The sequence below is a fragment of the Flavobacterium tructae genome, assembly GCF_002217475.1.
Lineage (GTDB): Bacteria > Bacteroidota > Bacteroidia > Flavobacteriales > Flavobacteriaceae > Flavobacterium > Flavobacterium tructae.
In genome coordinates, this window is the sequence record NZ_MUHH01000017.1 from 431,302 (window position 1) to 449,561 (window position 18,260).

General features: G+C 33.7%; 16 protein-coding genes. 2 read left to right on the plus strand and 14 right to left on the minus strand.

The annotated features are described in order from the left end of the window. Positions 1-39: 39 nt before the first annotated feature. From B0A80_RS06850 to surE, 4 genes are all read right to left on the minus strand, one after another. Entirely contained in the window at positions 40-525 is a 486-nt protein-coding gene (locus B0A80_RS06850; RefSeq protein ID WP_089076825.1) for a C40 family peptidase, read from the minus strand. 12 nt (positions 526-537) lie between these two features. Next, entirely contained in the window at positions 538-1,656 is a 1,119-nt protein-coding gene (lpxB, locus tag B0A80_RS06855) for a lipid-A-disaccharide synthase (RefSeq protein ID WP_089076826.1), read from the minus strand. Positions 1,657-1,725: 69 nt separating this feature from the next. After that, positions 1,726-1,998 carry a hypothetical protein gene (locus B0A80_RS06860; protein WP_017494802.1) on the minus strand — a complete coding sequence of 91 codons (273 nt, stop codon included), beginning with the start codon at positions 1,996-1,998 and terminating at the stop codon, positions 1,726-1,728. Continuing rightward, complete coding sequence (gene surE / locus B0A80_RS06865; protein ID WP_089076827.1) at positions 1,991-2,770, minus strand: 5'/3'-nucleotidase SurE; 780 nt, start codon at positions 2,768-2,770, stop codon at positions 1,991-1,993. Before surE ends, B0A80_RS06860 begins: the two co-directional genes overlap by 8 nt. A gap of 201 nt (positions 2,771-2,971) precedes the next feature. Here surE and B0A80_RS06870 point away from each other — a divergent pair, with 201 nt between their 5' ends. Both B0A80_RS06870 and B0A80_RS06875 read left to right on the plus strand, forming a co-directional pair. Continuing rightward, the gene (locus tag B0A80_RS06870) at positions 2,972-5,155 is read left to right on the plus strand and encodes a carboxy terminal-processing peptidase (RefSeq protein WP_017494804.1); all 2,184 of its coding nucleotides are present in this window, start codon (positions 2,972-2,974) and stop codon (positions 5,153-5,155) included. Positions 5,156-5,277: 122 nt separating this feature from the next. Further along, positions 5,278-6,063: a DNA/RNA non-specific endonuclease gene (locus tag B0A80_RS06875; RefSeq protein WP_089076828.1), complete on the plus strand. Its 786-nt coding sequence runs from the start codon at positions 5,278-5,280 to the stop codon at positions 6,061-6,063. Here the strand turns inward: B0A80_RS06875 and rpe are convergent. The 10 genes from rpe to B0A80_RS06925 form a co-directional block, all read right to left on the minus strand. Then, positions 6,040-6,702, minus strand: coding sequence for a ribulose-phosphate 3-epimerase (gene rpe / locus B0A80_RS06880; RefSeq protein ID WP_017494806.1), 663 nt, complete (start codon positions 6,700-6,702; stop codon positions 6,040-6,042). The two genes, B0A80_RS06875 and rpe, sit on opposite strands and share 24 nt — an antisense overlap. Before the next feature lie 334 nt (positions 6,703-7,036). Next, entirely contained in the window at positions 7,037-7,900 is an 864-nt protein-coding gene (locus B0A80_RS06885) for a sigma-70 family RNA polymerase sigma factor (RefSeq protein ID WP_007804760.1), read from the minus strand. Between the two features lie 124 nt (positions 7,901-8,024). Next, entirely contained in the window at positions 8,025-9,761 is a 1,737-nt protein-coding gene (locus B0A80_RS06890) for a hypothetical protein (RefSeq protein WP_089076829.1), read from the minus strand. Continuing rightward, positions 9,749-10,981, minus strand: coding sequence for a DUF4249 domain-containing protein (locus B0A80_RS06895; protein ID WP_017494809.1), 1,233 nt, complete (start codon positions 10,979-10,981; stop codon positions 9,749-9,751). The genes B0A80_RS06890 and B0A80_RS06895 overlap by 13 nt, the downstream gene beginning before the upstream one ends. A 5-nt stretch (positions 10,982-10,986) precedes the next feature. Then, a complete protein-coding gene (locus B0A80_RS06900; protein ID WP_089076830.1) occupies positions 10,987-13,722 on the minus strand; it encodes a TonB-dependent receptor in 2,736 nt (911 codons plus the stop codon). A gap of 20 nt (positions 13,723-13,742) precedes the next feature. After that, positions 13,743-14,462: a hypothetical protein gene (locus B0A80_RS06905; protein WP_070905934.1), complete on the minus strand. Its 720-nt coding sequence runs from the start codon at positions 14,460-14,462 to the stop codon at positions 13,743-13,745. Positions 14,463-14,699: 237 nt separating this feature from the next. Beyond that, positions 14,700-14,951, minus strand: a complete 252-nt coding sequence (locus tag B0A80_RS06910; protein ID WP_070905932.1) for a hypothetical protein — start codon at positions 14,949-14,951, stop codon at positions 14,700-14,702. A gap of 198 nt (positions 14,952-15,149) precedes the next feature. Next, positions 15,150-15,896 carry a LytR/AlgR family response regulator transcription factor gene (locus tag B0A80_RS06915; protein ID WP_017494813.1) on the minus strand — a complete coding sequence of 249 codons (747 nt, stop codon included), beginning with the start codon at positions 15,894-15,896 and terminating at the stop codon, positions 15,150-15,152. Then, the gene (locus B0A80_RS06920; protein ID WP_089076956.1) at positions 15,889-17,430 is read right to left on the minus strand and encodes a tetratricopeptide repeat-containing sensor histidine kinase; all 1,542 of its coding nucleotides are present in this window, start codon (positions 17,428-17,430) and stop codon (positions 15,889-15,891) included. Before B0A80_RS06920 ends, B0A80_RS06915 begins: the two co-directional genes overlap by 8 nt. Before the next feature lie 303 nt (positions 17,431-17,733). Next, the gene (locus B0A80_RS06925; RefSeq protein WP_089076831.1) at positions 17,734-18,126 is read right to left on the minus strand and encodes a hypothetical protein; all 393 of its coding nucleotides are present in this window, start codon (positions 18,124-18,126) and stop codon (positions 17,734-17,736) included. Between the last annotated feature and the right edge of the window lie 134 nt (positions 18,127-18,260).

Sequence of the window (18,260 nt, forward strand, 5' to 3'; positions counted from 1 at the left end):
GTATTAAATTTTGTAAGAAAAAGAATATAATTTATACGATTATTCTAGTACCCTGTTGATTTGAGCAAATGAATTTTGATAATAGGATTCTTTAGTGGATGAAATAATAACTCCTTTTGAGGTAGAGGAATGCACAAATTTGATTTCATCTGATTTTACTTCAACAATAAGTCCGACATGATTGATCTGTTTGCTTCTGTTTGTTTTGAAGAAAATTAAATCCCCTTTTTGGGCGTCATTAAATTTAATGATTCTTCCCACCTTAGCCTGCTCAAAAGAGTTTCGGGGTAGTTTTATATTTTCCGACTCAAAAGTGGTAAACACTAATCCGGAGCAGTCATAGCCACTTTTTGTAGTGCCACCGGCTTTGTATTGCACCCCAATATTGTCTGTTGCGTGTTCGATTAAATGCGTAACCGTATACCTGTTTTCCCGCTTTGATTCTTTGTTGCCCACCGCAGTTGAGGCCGATTTACAGGAAGCAAAAAGGACAGTGATGAGTATTAAATAATATATTCTTTTCAAAGCAAGAAAGTTTTAAACGTGTTTTAAATCAGCTACAATAAGCTTTGCGGTTTTTTTACTGGCTCCGACACCTCCCAGTTTTTGCTCTAAGATGTCGTACTTCTTTAATAATTTTTCGCGATAGTCAGAAGTCAGTAATTTTTGTAATTCTTCTTTAATTCGTTTCGTGTTGCATTCACTCTGGATTAATTCTGTAACCACTTCTTCATCCATGATTAAATTGACAAGTGAAATATATTTTAGCGTGATAATACGCTTGGCAATTTGATAGGAAATAGCACTTCCTTTGTAGCAGACTACCTCTGGGACTTTAAAAAGAGCCGTTTCTAATGTCGCGGTTCCGGATGTTACCAGAGCTGCGGTTGAAGAGCGTAACAAATCATACGTTTTGTTCGATACAAATTTGATGTTTTTATTGCTGATGAATTGCTGATAAAACTCAAAATCCTGACTTGGAGCACCGGCAATTACAAATTCATAATCCTGAAAATCATCCACCACACTTAGCATCACACTCAGCATTTTTGTGATTTCCTGTTGACGGCTTCCGGGTAGCACCGCAATAATAGGTTTCTCTCCCAGTTGGTTTTCTTTTCTGAAGGTTGTTTCATTAAAAGAAGGCTGATTCTGAATAGCATCAATCAGAGGATGCCCAACAAAATCGACCGGAAAATGATGTTTGTCCTCGTAGAAGCTTTTTTCGAAAGGTAAAATCACAAACATTTTGTCAATATCATTTTTGATTGCCTTGATACGATTCTCTTTCCAGGCCCAGATTTGCGGCGAAATATAATAATGCGTTTTATAATGTAAAGCTTTGGCCCATTTCGCTATACGCATATTAAAACCGGGATAGTCTATAAAAATCAAAACATCAGGTTGAAATGCTGTGATATCTTTCTTGCAAATTTTAATATTGTTTAATATGGTTTTTAAATTGAAAAGAACTTCAACAAACCCCATGAAAGCCAGTTCGCGGTAATGTTTTACCAGAGTTCCGCCGGCTTTTTGCATTAAATCACCGCCCCAAAATCTAATTTCCGCCTGAGGATCTTCCTCATATAGTGCTTTCATTAAATTAGAACCATGTAAATCTCCTGACGCTTCACCAGCTATTATGTAGTACTTCATATTGATTTTTTTGAAAGTGTGTTTCCAACTTTAAAACGCAAAATAATTTTTGCAGCACAAAGATAAGATTTAAATAAACAAAGTTGAAATCGCAAGAACAATGACTGCCAAAACAACACCTCTGGCCATCAGTTCCCGGTTCGTTTTTAGAAAAATACCAAAAACGGCCAGATCTAAAACGGTCCCGATTGTGATTACTTTTCCGAGATATCCTTGTTGCCTGATGGTTTGAATTCCCGTAAAGAAATCAAATTTGGTGAAGAACGAAACAAACAAAAAACTTCCAAGCAAAGCTGTGAAAATTCCAATAACAAAGCCTATGATAATGTCTTTTTTATTCATTTAATTTCCAGGTATTAAGCTGCTGCATGGTATGATGTGCGGTCAGATCAAACTGTACCGGAACAATTGAAATGTATCCGTTTTCTAAGGCCCACTCATCAGTATCTTCACCTTGATCTTCGTTTGTAAATTTTCCGGTAAGCCAGTAATAATCCTTACCGAAAGGAGTCTGTCTTTTGTCAAACTTTTGAGAGTAGTAAGCCTTAGCCTGACGGCAGATTTTTACCCCCTTGATTTCTTCTTCTTTTAGTTTTGGGAAATTTACATTTAAAACCACACCCTGAGGAAGTTTGTTTTTCAAAGTTTCTAAGGTAATTTTTTTAACGAACGATTTGATCGGTTCAAAATCGGCATTCCAGTCAAAATCTAATAAAGAAAACCCAATTGCCTGAATTCCTTCTATACCGGCCTCTACAGCAGCACTCATCGTACCGGAATAAATCACATTAATAGAAGAATTTGACCCGTGATTAATCCCTGAAACGCACAAGTCCGGTTTTCTTTTTAAAATTTCATTGACGGCCAGTTTAACACAATCTACAGGAGTTCCTGAGCAGCTATATTCCGTTACCGCATCTTCTTCTTTAGAAATTTTGTCAAGAAACAAAGTGTTGTTTATGGTAATGGCATGGCCCATGGCGCTCTGAGGCTTATCCGGAGCTACCACTACGACTTCACCAATAGTTTCCATCACACTGATTAAAGCTCTTATTCCGGGAGCTAAAATGCCATCATCATTCGTAACTAATATTAGGGGTTTCTCATTTTTCATGCTAAAATCGTAAGGTTATATAAGGGGTTTAAGCAAATGTAGTGACAGATTTCGGTAGAAAACGAACAAAAAGAGCAAAATTTGTCAACTAATTTGAAGAAGATTTTTGCGCGTCAAACATTTTTATACCTTTAACAAAAAATTATAGCGGGCTTGGCTTTGTTGGCACAGTTTTTACCGTAACTTAGATTAAAAAATTTGATGAATGCTATTATTAAGTTTATGAAAAGAAATTATAAAATACTTATAGCCGTATTATGCTTGTCATTGACGTTGTTTGCTTTTAAAATAAATGCAGACAAATCAGTAGATCCGGACCCGAATAGAGATAAAACACTTTTAGAATTATTAGCATTTGTCATTGAAAAAGGACACTATAGTCCTGCAGAAATAAATGATGAATTCTCTAAGGGAATTTTTAAAGATTATATCGAAGCATTAGATCCGTCTAAGAGATTCTTCCTGCAATCGGATATTGACGAATTCAAACAATATGAATTGCAATTGGACGATCAGTTTTTGAATAAAGACTTAACGTTCTTCAACCTTACTTACACAAGATTGATGAAACGAATGGAGGAAAGCAAAAAACGTTATAAGACAATTTTAGCACAGCCTTTCAACTACGATATTGATGAGACTTTTAATGCGGATTATGACAAATTGCCGTATGCCAAAAATACAGCTGAGATCAACGAAAGATGGAGAAAACAAATTAAGTTATCTACACTTTCTTCGCTTGTTACCAAACAAAAATTAGAAGAGGATAAAAAGAAAACAGATCCGAATTATAAGGAGAAAACTTTTGAAACTCTGGAAAAAGAAACACGTGAAAGCTCACTAAAATCTTTAGATGACAATTTTAGCCTGATTAAAGATTTGAATAAAGAAGATTGGTTTTCAGTATATGTAAATTCAATCATGACTCGTTTTGATCCTCATACCAGCTATTTTGCGCCTGAAGATAAAGATCGTTTCGATGTTAATATTAGTGGAAAACTGGAAGGTATTGGTGCAAGATTGACTAAGAAAAATGATTTTACTCAAATTGATGAGTTAATTTCAGGAGGACCGGCATGGAAAGGAAAACAACTTGAAGCAGGAGATTTAATTCTGAAAGTGGCACAAGGAAACGAAGAGCCTGTAGATGTTGTGGGAATGCGTTTGGACGATGTTGTGAAAAAAATAAAAGGACACAAAGGAACAGAAGTTAAACTTACAGTTAAAAAAGTAGACGGTACAATTAAAATCATTTCAATTATCAGAGATGTAGTTGAAATTGAAGAAACATACGCAAAATCAAGTATTGTAGAAAGAAACGGATTAAAATACGGAGTAATTTACCTGCCTAAATTTTATATCGATTTTGAGAACAAAGACGGTCGTGATGCCGGAAAAGATATTGCTCTTGAAGTAGAAAGACTTAAAAAAGAAGATATAAACGGTATCGTACTTGATGTGCGTGACGATGGAGGAGGATCTTTATCGACTGTTGTTGATATTGCAGGTTTATTTATCGAAGAAGGGCCAATCGTTCAGGTGAAATCTGCAGGAAAAAAGAAAGAAGTACTGTACGATAAAGATAAAAAAGTGGAGTGGGACGGACCATTAGTAATTATGGTAAACAGTTTCTCAGCTTCGGCTTCAGAGATTTTGGCGGCAGCAATTCAGGATTACAAACGTGGGGTTATCATTGGTAGTAAACAAACCTACGGAAAAGGAACAGTTCAGAATGTTCTGGATTTGAATCAATTTGTTCGTAATGCAAATTATGGAGATTTAGGTGCTTTGAAGATTACAGGACAAAAGTTCTATAGAATTAACGGAGGTTCTACTCAGTTAGAAGGAGTTCATAGTGATGTGGTAATGCCGGATCGTTATGCTTACTTAAAAATGGGGGAACGCGATATCGACAATGCTATGCCTTGGGATAAAATAGATCCGGCGGATTATAGCACATGGCATTCGAATACAAATTTTACTAAAGCAATTGAAAGCAGTAAAAACAGAATTGCTCAAAATGCACAGTTTAAATTGATCGAAGACAATGCAAAATGGATTGATGTTAAGAACAAGGAGAATACTTACAGTTTAAACATCAAAAACTTCAAAGCAACTCAGGAACAGGTAGAAACTGAAGGTAAAAAATACAAACCAATTTCAGATTACAAAAATAATTTGGTTTTTAAATCATTGCCTTACGAAGAGCTTGAAATGAAAAGTGATGCTACATTAAAAGAAAAAAGAGAGGCTTGGCATCAGGCATTATCTAAAGATGTTTATGTAGAAGAAGCATTGAATGTTTTAGATGATTTACAAGTAAAAGGTGTAGTAAGAAACAGCGCTACAACTAAAATTAAAAGAGATAAATTAGTAAAATCTTAATACTGTAAAAGGATTAATTTGTTAGGAAAACGCTCCAAAATGTATTTTTTGGAGCGTTTTTTTTGTAGATTTAACGGTATTCTACAGATGTTGGAAACCAGATAAAAATATCCGAAAGAAAGATGAAAAATTATATCCTTTTGAGTTTGTTGGGATTTGTGCTGTTATCCTGTAAAAAAGAAATTAATGAAAGTGAAAAACTGTCCGAACAGGAGAAGGAGATTCCATTTGTTTCGAATCAAGGCAGTTCAGATTCCGTATTTACAGCAGCATATTTGCCGACTTCTACGACCCGACAAATTGTAAAACATAACTATTACACATTGTCCTACAATGAAAAATTTGAACAGGCAGAATGGGTTGCTTATGAATTAAAGAAAGAATATCTAAAAAATGCCGATTATAAGCGCCCTTATTTTATTGAAGATCCAAAAGTACCAACCGGTTCTGCAGATTGGAGGAATTATAAAAAGTCGGGTTATGATAAGGGGCATCTTTGTCCTGCGGGAGATATGGAGTTTAATGAGAGTGCTTACAACGATACCTTTTACACTTCAAATATTTCACCACAAGATCACGATTTCAACAGCGGAATCTGGAACAGACTGGAACAGAAAACACGTTATTGGGCTGAAAAGTATCATGACATTTATGTAGTGACAGGAGGAATTTTGAAAGATTCGGATAAAAAAATAGGAACAGAAAAAGTATCTGTTCCTAGGTATTTTTATAAAATTATCCTGGTCAAAACCGGAAAGGAACATAAGGCGATTGCTTTTTTAGTTCCGAACAAGGATAGTGACAAATCACTTTATGATTTTGTAGTTCCAATTGAGACTCTTGAGAAAATGACCGGAATTGATTTCTTTCCCAATTTAAAGAATCTAAAAAGTAGTCAAAGTTTTTAATTCAGCAATAGTCTGAGTTGGGTTTTCGGCTTTAAATACAAAGCTTCCGGCAACCAGAACATCAGCACCGGCTTCTACTAATTGTTTGGCATTTTTACTGGTCACACCACCATCAATTTCAATAATGGTCGAAGCATTTTTACGAGTAATTAAGGCTTTTAGCTTCTCTACTTTAGCATAAGTATTTTCGATGAACGACTGACCTCCAAAACCTGGATTTACGCTCATGATACAGACTAAATCAATATCGTTGATTACATCTTCTAATAAATCAATATTAGTGTGAGGGTTAATTGCAACTCCTGCTTTCATTCCTTCAGCTTTGATGGCTTGTAGCGTTCTGTGTAAGTGTGTGCAGGCTTCGTAATGTACGCTCAGGATATTGGCGCCTAAATCGGCAAAAGTTTTAATGTAACGATCCGGATCAACAATCATCAGGTGTACGTCTATTGTTTTTTTAGCATGTCTTGAAATAGCTTCTAAAACTGGCATTCCGAAAGAAATATTCGGAACAAAAACTCCGTCCATAATATCAATATGAAACCAGTCGGCCTGACTGTTGTTGATCATTTCGATATCACGTTGCAAATTAGCAAAATCAGCTGCCAGAACAGAAGGAGCAATAAGTGTATTCTTCATTGTGTAGTTGTGTGTTGTGTTGTTTTTTTTGCAAAGTTAATTTTTTTAATTGCAAAGCTCGCAAAGATTTATGCAAAGTTTTTATGTTTTGACTGGAGTAATAAATTCAAGAAGCATTGTGTTTTTTAAAAAGTCTGATTTGTAAAAGTGTTGCAGTAAAAAAGTAAAATAAAAAACTCCGGTAATCAGCCGGAGTTTCAATCATCAATCAAAAAACGAACAGTCAATCAAACTGTTGTTTGCTTTGTCGTCCAATATAGGTAGTTTTGAAATAAATTCCAAATTCCAACAAAATAATTGGAATTTGGAATTGCTATAATTGGAACTTTGGAATTTATCCAAGATAAGTTTTAAGAATTTTACTTCTTGAAGTATGTTTTAATCTACGGATTGCTTTTTCTTTAATCTGACGAACACGCTCACGAGTTAAATCGAAAGTTTCTCCAATTTCTTCTAAAGTCATTGGGTGCTGATCGCCAAGACCAAAATACAAACGAACAACATCGGCCTCTCTTGGAGTTAATGTCTCTAGTGAACGCTCAATTTCAGTACGTAATGATTCGTGAATTAATTCTCTGTCCGGGTTTGGAGATTCTCCTGAACGTAAAACGTCATAAAGGTTAGAATCTTCACCTTCAACAAGAGGTGCATCCATTGATAGGTGACGACCAGAGTTTTTCATAGACTCTTTCACGTCATTTACAGTCATGTCAAGTTCTTTTGCAATTTCTTCAGCAGAAGGCGGACGCTCGTTAGATTGCTCTAATAAAGCATACATTTTGTTGATTTTATTGATAGAACCGATTTTGTTTAATGGTAAACGAACAATACGAGATTGTTCTGCCAAAGCCTGCAGGATCGATTGACGAATCCACCATACAGCATAAGAGATGAATTTGAAACCACGAGTCTCATCAAAACGCTGAGCGGCTTTAATTAAACCTAAGTTTCCTTCATTAATTAAGTCAGGAAGAGTTAATCCTTGATTTTGATATTGTTTAGCAACCGATACAACGAAACGTAGGTTAGCTTTTGTTAATTTTTCTAATGCTCTTTGATCACCGGCTTTTATTCTTTGTGCTAATTCTACCTCTTCATCGGCGGTAATTAGGTCAACTTTTCCAATTTCTTGTAGGTATTTGTCTAATGATGCAGTTTCACGATTGGTTACCTGCTTGGTGATTTTAAGTTGTCTCATGTTTTTTGTCTCCTCAATTTTTAAGTGTACAAATGGTTATACGTAATGAGTTCAAAAAAAGTTACAATTAATTTAAATTATTTTTACAAATTAATTGTTTGGCTGCTTTTTTATCTCTTCCCATCTAATTTGAAAGCGCCTCTTTAACTTCGATAGTCTCCTTTATAAAAACAGGTTTTCCTGAAGCAGAAAATCCTTCAAGTGTGATTTCAAATTTGCCGGATACGTCTGACGTGTAAAATTGTATTTTTGAATTTGCATCACTTAAATCCACTTTAGGAATCCAAAGAAGCTGATGTCTGTAATCAGGAATTCTTTCATTTTTAGTGCCGGTATAGTCAGGTTTAAAGTATTCTTTTTTAGACTGTGGTCTTAGAAGTTCGGGTCTGATAATAAAACTGCCTTTAAGTTTGGTTTCGTAATCGCCATTTTTAGTTGTAAACGAAACTAAACCGTTAAAAGATTTTGCTCCATAATTGTAAATTCCTTTTACAACATTGATTTTATGGATGTTTTTTGGGTTATAACGAAATAACTCGTTTAGGTCTTCTATAATCAGTCCGTCTACGATTATTAAAGTTGGTAAAGGAGATTCGTAATTAGGATCGTAATCGTAAACATGAATAGCATAGTTGTTTTTATCTTTTGAAAAGTAGACGCCTTTTACAACTTCAGTTATCGTTTCTTCCATAGTTGCGAATCGTGTAAAAGCGTCCAGTTTAAACTCTTTTGATAAATTGTTGTAAAAAGGAATAGTATCATTTGAGGCTAATATGCTGTCTTTTTTAAGATTGTAATAAGCGTTTTCTATTTGAGTGGAAATCAGTCTTTCTGAAATATTCTGTTTGAAGTCTGAATTGAACTGAAATTCCGGAAAGCTTAAATTTGAAAAATTGATATTTTTCGGTTTGTCCATTTCAATGGTATAATCCTGTTTGTTGTCTTCCAGGATTTGAACGATTACATTGGAGTTTGAGTTTGGCTTTTCCAGATTAAAAATAAAATTTCCTTCATTATCAGTTTTGGCAAGCTTCAATGTGTAATTTTTGCCCACTATAGAAAGAGCTACTTTTTTATTTTTTATGTCAGCATTGCTGGATCTTATTTTTCCTGAAATTAGTTCACCGCGTAATTCCGGCAATAGAAAATTAGGTTTTTTTATTTCTGATAGAGAACTTTTATAAGTATTACCTGCACTAAGTTCTTCAAAATTGATTTTCTTTTGAGCGATAAAACCATCTGCTTTTCTTACTGAAAGCACATAATTTCCTTTTGAAAACTCATCAGAATTTGTGTTGATTTGCAATTCTGCCTGATCTCTGTTTTTGTAAATTTTGCTTTTTAAATTAAAAGAGATGTCTCTGTTTGTTATCGTCTCTGCTAAAGTTACTTCTTTTTGAGAAATGGTATTTAGAGGTTTATCTTTGTACGGGTTTAAGATGTAAATGTCAATATTGCAGTATTCTGAGACTTCTTTGTTCAGCATCCAGTTGGTATATCCTATAATTTTATAGTTTCCGGTTTCCAGAGTTGTTGGAATGAAAAAGTCGCTGCCGGCGGTTCCGTTTTCCAGAAACAATTTATGGGTAAGAACTGTTGTTTTGTTTTTGTCGACCAGTTGCAAGTAAGCAACTTTGCTATATTTTGATATTTCGTTTGTTGATTTATTGATACAGAAAATCTTGTAGAATAAAGATTCTCCGGTTATATAGGAATTAGCATTTGTACTGATGTAAATGGACTCATTGAGGTTTTGATCTATTGCATTCAGTTCAGTTACGGCATTGTTTTTTTGAGCAAATAATATCTGCTGAAAACACATTGCTAAAGTGATGATCGTTATCTGTTTTAGTCTATCCAAAATGATGGTTTTATGTTTGATGAAAATGAAGTGCAATCTCCGCATTCAACGGGATATAGTAGGTAAGAAGTAGGTGACTCATTAGGGAAAAAAGTTTTTATTCCGCTTTTAAGTAAATCTAAAATGTCATTTCCTCGGCAAATCTCGTTGTTGGGATTGAAGCAGTATTCGAAATAAAAATCATTTATTTCATTTTCAGGAACGGGAGAGGGGCAATAATATTGGTATTTAGGGATTGGTTCTTTAGGAAAAAGATCGGTAAAATTAAAAAAGATCCTTTTTTCGGAATAGGAGGACACATTAAAAAAACCAATCACTTTCTCACCCGGATTGTCAACAGGGTTTATGTTTCCGTAGAAAAAACCAGGCTGGGTTTGCGATAGTATACTTCCTATATCAGCAATTTCTTTAAGGGTCTCATAAAAAGTATGGGCAGCGAGATTCTGTACATATTGTTTGACTAAAATGCTGTATCTGGTTCTTATGATGGGGTCTTTACTGCTAATAAATTTAATTGGAAAATCAGTAACTCTGTCTTCGCTTAGCTGGTTCGTATTGGTTAGAATTAGTTCATTCGATTTTTTATCTGAGTAACAAACTCTGACTTCTGTTGTTCTGTCTTCAAATACCACTTGTCCTTTTGGGTTGGAGCCCGGGGCAAAAAAAACAGCAACGGCTTTTTTAGGATAAGCTTTTGGAGCAACAATTTTATAAGTTTCGTCGTATTCGTATCGGTAGTATCGGGATTTATTTGTTGGATCATTGCTATTTACGGTAATTTCGACTCCCAGTTCTCCTTTTTTTGTCAAAGTTTTTGCTTCTACTTTTTCGATTTGAGTCTGTTGTGGCAGTTTTTCTTCATTAGAGACATATGTTCTTCCATTCTTCGTAAGGATATGCAATTGATAAGCTCTGCCGGGACTGGCCTGAAACTGGTTTACGGAAATATAGGATTCATTTTTTTCCTGAAAATCATATTTATTACCCAGATCATCGGTAACATATACCACCGCTTTACTTTCAAAGGTTGGTTTCTTTCCGTCAAGTTTATACGTTCTGGACAATTTAATTTGATGGTTTTTATATTGATCGGTCATGGTGGCTTCTATTACCAGAGCATCTTCGAAGCCATTAGTTTGGTACGAATAGGGTGTAGTGCATCCCAATACAATTGAAAGAAGTATCGTTATAAGAAATCCGTAGTGTAAGATCTTTTTCATAACTTTTAAAATTTAAAATTATAGGTAATTGTTGGTATCGGAACAGAGAAAATAGAGGTTTGATAGGCTTTTACCTGGCCTTCTTTTGTTACGAAAAAGATAGAATAAGGGTTATTGCGCCCCAGCACATTGTAAATGGAGATGTTCCAGAAACTGTGTGCTAATTTTTTTATCTTATGATTGCCTTCAATATTTAATCCTATGTCTAGTCTGTAATAATCCGGTATTCTGTATTTGTTACGATCGCTATACAGTGTGTATTCGGTACCATTGTAATTGTATTTTCCGATAGGATAGGTTATTGGTCTTCCGGTTTGATATACAAAATTGGAAGAAAAACTATAGCGGTGTGTAAATTTGTAATTCATTACGATGCTTACATCATGCGGTTTATCGAAATTAGTTGGAAAGTAGGCACCATTGTTTACCTTTTCATCGTTAAACTTGCTGTCCAGTTTTATAAAGGTTCTTGAATAAGTATACCCAAGCCAGCCATTAAGTCTTCCGGTTGATTTTTTTAGCAAAAACTCTACACCGTAAGCCTTTCCATTACCTTGCAGTAATTCCGTTTCAAGATCCTTGTTTAAAAGTAAGTTGGCTCCAACTTTGTAATCGAGTATATTTTTAGAAGTTTTGTAGTATCCTTCCAGACTTAACTCAATATCTTTATAATCCAGTTTTTTGAAAATCCCAAGAGAATACTGTAGTCCGCTTTGCGGTTTTACATTCAAATCAGATAACTTCCAGGTATCTGTAGGGGATTGGGTTGTGTTATTGGTTAACAAATGGATGTATTGGTAGTTTTTATCGAAACCGGCTTTTACAAATAGACTCTCATCAAATATATAGCGCAAAGCAAGCCTTGGTTCAAAACCTCCGTAAGTCGTAATTACTTTATTATTACCATACGTTTTTTCTTCTATAACTGTTGAAGGAGTCTTAGGTACATCTTCTTTGTAAATTTTCTGTGTAGATGCTCCTAAAGCCGCATATAAGGAGTATCGCGCTCCAACATCTAACAATAGTTTTTCGGTAATTTTAAACTTATCAGAGAAAAACAGTGCTGATTCTAATCCCTTTTCGTTATCTACTTTTATAGGAGTCACTATCGAAGTTTCTCCATTAGGATTGAGCTCGCCGGGACTAACGTTGTATAATTTGCTTGATATTCCATAAGTAAATTTATGCTTACTGTTCAGTTCACTATTGAATTTAAGACTTGCCTGAGTTTCGTTTATTTTGTATTTGAAAATAAAAGATTCAGGATTAACAGATTCGTAATCGATACTGAATTTGTATTCGCTATTGGAGACATTAAGTTCACTGTTGTTTTTTTCATTAAAAGCATGTTTCCATTTCAAAGAAATCAAACGGTTGCTGTATTGATATAACGAGTCAGGAGTGATGCTGTATTTATCTTTACTGTAATAGGCGGTGCCCTCAACAGTATTGTTTTTGTTTATTTTGTGACTGTATTTTGCAAATAAATCATAAAAAGAAGCCTGACTGTTTTTGAGATTTTCATCGTCTAAGGTTTTTAGAATCCAGTCCGAGTAAGTGGCTCTGCCTCCCAATAATAAACTTGCTTTTCCTTTTACAACAGGGATCGAAGCGGTAAGGTTACTGGTAACCGGACCAATTCCTCCTTCACCCGAAAATTTCTCTGTGTTTCCGTTTTTAGAAGTAATGTCAAAAACCGATGACAATCTGCCGCCGAATTCAGATGGTATGCCTCCTTTGTAAATATCAACTTTATTGATGGTGTAAGGGTTTAGAGAAGAGAAAAAACCAAAAAGATGAGCAGGGTTGTATATTGTTCCGTTGTCCAACAACATTAGGTTTTGATCTTCTTTTCCTCCTCTTACATTAAATCCTGAAGAGCCTTCTCCTGCAGTTTTTATTCCGGGAATGGTGAGGGCAATTTTTAGAACATCTCTTTCTCCCAGAACGAGAGGAACCGTTTTTACGCCTTCGGCTTCAATTGTTGTAACTCCTGTTATTGCAGTTCTTATATTTTGACTGTTTTTTCCTTTTACCAAAACTTCTTTTAATTGATTTATTTTTTCAATTATCGGAAAATCCAAAGTACCGTCACTGTAAATCATTATTTTACGGGCGGTGTTATTGTACAGTAATGATTCGATTTCGATTGTTGCTAAGCCAACAGGTAGTTTTAGACTGTAAAATCCCTGAGCATTTGTAACGGTTGTTGCGGTGGTATTTTTTGCTTTTACCGTTATGTCAGCAAGGGGTTTACCGTCTTTTAGGTCCGTTATATAGCCTGAAATGGTATAAAAGTCAGTCTCAGAATCGATGGATTCCTTTCCAATTAATGCAATAGGGGCAGCCTGATCTGTTTTGTTCTTTTTTACAGAATCATACTGTTGAAAAAAGATAGGAATATTGCCGGCCTTAACTTTATCATTTTGAAATTTGTCATAAATGATACTGTTCTTGGTCAGAATGACTTTGTTTTTGGTGATAAAGAAATTCAGATCAGTGTCTTCAAAGATTTTGCTTAGTACATCCTGTATGGCTTTATTAGAGTAATCTCCGGATATTAATACGTTGTTGTCTATCCATTCCTTTTGAAAGTAGAATTTATAATTTGTAGAAGCCTCTATTTTTTTTAGAACTTCAATCCGATTGATGTTGTTGTAATTTATACTAATCTTTTGATCTTGTGAATAAATACATTGATTAAAACCGAAAAATAATAAAAGAAGGGTAAATATTCTCATTTGGATAATTGCTACAGATTTTAGTTATTTATGTACTTGAGGAGGTTTTTCATAAATAATGCAGCATCTTCTTTTCTTAGATTTCTATACATCAGATAAAAATCATTTATTTTTCTTTTATTCTCCTGAAATAAAGTTATGATCTCTTTTTTATCATTTATAGGATAAAAATTGTTTTGCTTTAAAAGGATGAATTCTTTTCTGTCTGTATATCCTATTAAATCAACTTCGGCTTTATTACTTTTTTTCTTCTCTTTAGAGTGTTTTATGTAAAGAATAACATTGTTTCCCACCGGAACTTCTTCATAGTATCCTTTCCTGAAAGTGGTTGAATTCGGAACGTCTAAATGAACAAACTTATCATTACCTATTTTAAAGTAACTGATGTTTTGGGTAAAGAGATTAATTTTAGTGGTGTTAAGCTCACCATACGGTTTTATAACCAATTCGTCGGTATAAGTATCGTAGTTGAGTAACAGATCAGAATAATTTTGATTATTATACTGCATACTTCCTTTTCTGAAATCTTCGGAAATGTAATATCGGTTTTCGTTGTTGACTGTTTTGTCGAAGTTTAAATGGGCGGGTCCATTTTCAAATTCTAACGATTCTACACCCAGATTTTTGTCAAACCAGTTGTATACTAAGATTTCGTTGTTTGTTTGCCCGTAAATTATGTATGCATTTAAGAATAAGACCAATAAAAATATATATTGACCTTTTATTTGGTTTTTCTTCAAAGGATTGGTGGTTTTGATTTTTTGGTTTATAGCTCTTCAAAAATATCAAAAAAATGTTAACAACAATGGTCTTTTTGTTAAATTTTAATAAGGTTGTTATTTTTTGACTTAAAAAACGAGTGATTTATGCGGTATTATTGAGTTTGGAAATCTGTCCTGTCTTAAAATAAAAAAAACACTCAGGCTTAAAAAGATTAAGCCAAAGTGTCTCGATAAAATTGGGGCAAAATTTATTTTTTAATCTGAAAAATCATCTGAGGTATCTAAAATGTCATCAAATATTTTTTTAAGCGATTTGATGTAGATCGGAAATGCGACGGCTAACAAAAGATATTCGATTCTGAAAACGGTGATGTCGTCCAGAATTTTATATAAACAAGGAATGATAAAGAGAAGAGAGACAGTTACGCCAACCCAGGGGTTGTTTTTTATTTTTTTTAATATTGATAAAAGCTTCATGTCCGATGGTCTGTTTAATTCAATTCTCATTTAGATTTTATAATTTGGATTTCTTGGTGTAAAAGTAATTTCGATTTGCGGGAAGGAAATTAAAAATGTCATGAAAGCAGAATTTTTTGTCATGAAATTTTTTACTAACCCTGTGGGAGGGTATTCTTCTTTTAAAACAAAAAAATCCTCCCGGATAGAGAGGATTTGCTGAGTTTTTATTTTTTCGACTTACTGTTGTTATGACAAAATATTCATCTTTTTTATGAAATCTTTGTAGGTATCACTTAGATTTATTTTGTGGTCACCTTTTAAAATAATGAGATTATCGGCCAGAATAATTTCTTCAATTTTATTTGTGTTTACAATTGTATTTCGATGTGTTTTTATGAATCTGTTTTTATCCAGCAGATTGCTGATTTTTGTTAAAGAGATAAGAATTACGAATTTTTCTTTCTCGGTTATGATATTGCAATAACGTTCTTCAACGTCAATATAAAGGATATCATTTAATGCTACTTTTTTTAAAGAGTTCTTCTTTTTTATAAATAAGTAGTCGTTGCTAATCACAGTATCTTGTTCTTCAGTCTGAAAAACTTCGGTTTGAGCATAAAACTTTTCTACAGCCATTTCTATGGCATAAAGAATTTCCAATTCATTAAAAGGTTTTAGTAAAAAGCTGAACGGTTTTGTAAGTTTGGCTTTTTCAAAAATTTGACGGTCTTGCGAGCTGGTTAAAAACACAAACGGTTTTGCTGCATTTGGAATAATATTAATCGATTCCGCAAATGTGATTCCTTCCGGTTTCCCGTCTAAGAAAATATCAATAATAATAATGTCGATGGTATTTTCGTAAAAGAGTTTTAACGCATCAGCAAAATTAGTTGCTATGCCTACAACCTTATAATTGTTCTGAAGCAGTACTTTACGCAGAGCATCGCTTTGTTCAGGAGTGTCTTCTATAATTAATACATGAATATTATCCATTGTTTTTTGTTTTTGGGAAAGTCAAAATCATTTTAGTTCCTGCATGGAGTTCACTTTCTATGGCTAGTGTTCCGCCATTTTTTTTGATCATTTGTTTACACAGCTGCAAACCTAAACCAGTACCTATAATTTCAGTGTTATTTTTTTTGGCAAGTAAAGCATTGTCAGCGAGTAATTCCTGAATGGTGCTTTCGCTCATTCCTATACCATTGTCCTGAATAACAAGTTCACAAAAATCAGGGTTAGTTTCCTGGGTGTAAAAGCTGATTTTGCTATTTTCATTCGAGAATTTAATAGCATTGTCTAATAAATTTCGAAGCACAATTTTTAACGAATCGAGGTCTACAAAGATAAAACTATTTTTTGAGACCGAATTTTCAAAAGTAATGGCTTTGTCAAGAAGCAAAGGTTTGTAGTTGTGTTCAATTTGTTGAACGATAGAGTACAAGTGAATGGATTCTTTCTGAAAGTACAACTGTTTGGTTTGTAACATGGCCCAATGCAGCAAATTATCCAACAAAGTGTAAGCGCCATTTGCGATAGTACTGTTTTGAATTATTAGGTGATTTAATTCATCATAGTTTTTGGTTTCCAGTGTAGAAGATAATTTAGTGTTGCTGGTTTTTAAAGCATTAACGGACGAACGCAAATCGTGACTGACAATCGAGAATAGCTGATCTTTGGTCGCATTTAATTCGTCAAGTTTGTTTTTTTGACGTAAAATAGTCTTACCGTTTTTGACTTTTTGAGCGTAGAGGTAAACTCCTGCTGTTAAAATCAATAATAGCCCAACAGCAGCAAAAAACAAACCGTTACGCTGTGTGTTTTTCAGTTTATTTTCGACTTCAAGAACTTTAATCTGCTTTTGCTTTTGAGCCACGGCAAATTTCTTCTCAAAATCGGCAACTGCCCAGATTTTGTTTTGATTGTTTAGAGAATCTTTCCATTGTTCTGATTCTTTTCTGTATTCTAGGGCTTTTTTAAAATTTCCTCTATTTTCTTCGACAACAGCCATGTTTTTAGAGGCTTGTCTTTTTTTCTCAAAATCATTTATCTTTTTAGATAAAGAATAAGCTTTTTCAAAATAAGGAATTGCTTGTTGATCCTTGTATTGAAGATAATATAGATTGGCGATGTTTATGTATAGTCCAATAAGAGAGGCTGTGTCTTTTTCTTTTTCTTGAAGTATAAGACTTTTAAAAAAGTATTTTTCAGTATTTTTAAAATTATTTAGATGTAAATAACAAATGCCTAAGTTTTGGTAAATAATACTTATTTTATATCCTCGGCTATTTGAAGTGGGGAGTTTTTCGACTTCTTCAAAATAATAAATTGCTTTTTCGAATTCTTTTAATTCCAGCGAAATCTGACCTAAATTTTTATTTACTAATGGGTAAAGTTCAAATTTATTGGATACTAAAAGCATTTCTGATTTAGCTTCTTTAAATAATTTTTTTTCTCGAAAACTATAACCTCTAAAAAAATGACAATAGTCTCTAAGTTCTTTATTACTGCTGGAAGTTAGTTGCTTCATTGAATGCACTAAAGTAGAATCCCAATTATTTTTAATAAAGAAAAATTGTGCTTTATTAAAACTAGTTTCGTTTCTAAATTGTATGGCTTTTTTGTTTAATAGTTGGCTTAGACCTGTTGCATTAGGTTGTGTCTGACAAATAGACTGAAGGGATAAAAAAAATAAAATCGAGATAAAGTGTAATTTAACTTTAAACATTTCGTAGATTCATTAGTTTTTATTTTTATTTCAAAATAACATCGCTTAATTTCTCATATGTATAATTAAGAAATTAAACGATGTATTATGTCTTTTTTTAAGTAATTAGTTTCCAACAGATGTTTCTGTACCTCTAGAGGTTTCAGGATCCAAATTTCTTAAGTAAGATGTAACAGACGTAATTTGGCTAATTCTGTCAGAAATATAATCGATTTCAACATACCAAACATCATAGGTGTCTGGTGTGCTTTCATCCCATGTATAGTCAAAATAAACTTCGATATTAGTATCGTTTTCTATTAGTGTACGAACTGATGGGGCAGCTGAATCTTTAGAGTTGATGTAAACCGTAGCACATATTTTTAAGGTAAGGACTCCCTGATTTCTGTAAAGCTGTGCTGAAGCTAAAGGTGGAATTGGGAAAGTAAGATTGCTTTTGTCTGAAAAGACAAAATCTTGCTGATTAATTCTTGTGATTTGGGTAACGTTGAAGTTCATAGTGGTGTTTTAAGGATTATTAATCTGTTTTTTTGGTGTGTTAAAGATATTTTATTTTCACATATAAATGTAAGGTTTGTCGTGTTTTTTTGTGATTTTTCTAGTAATCAAGGGAAATTTTAGTTAGAAAATGT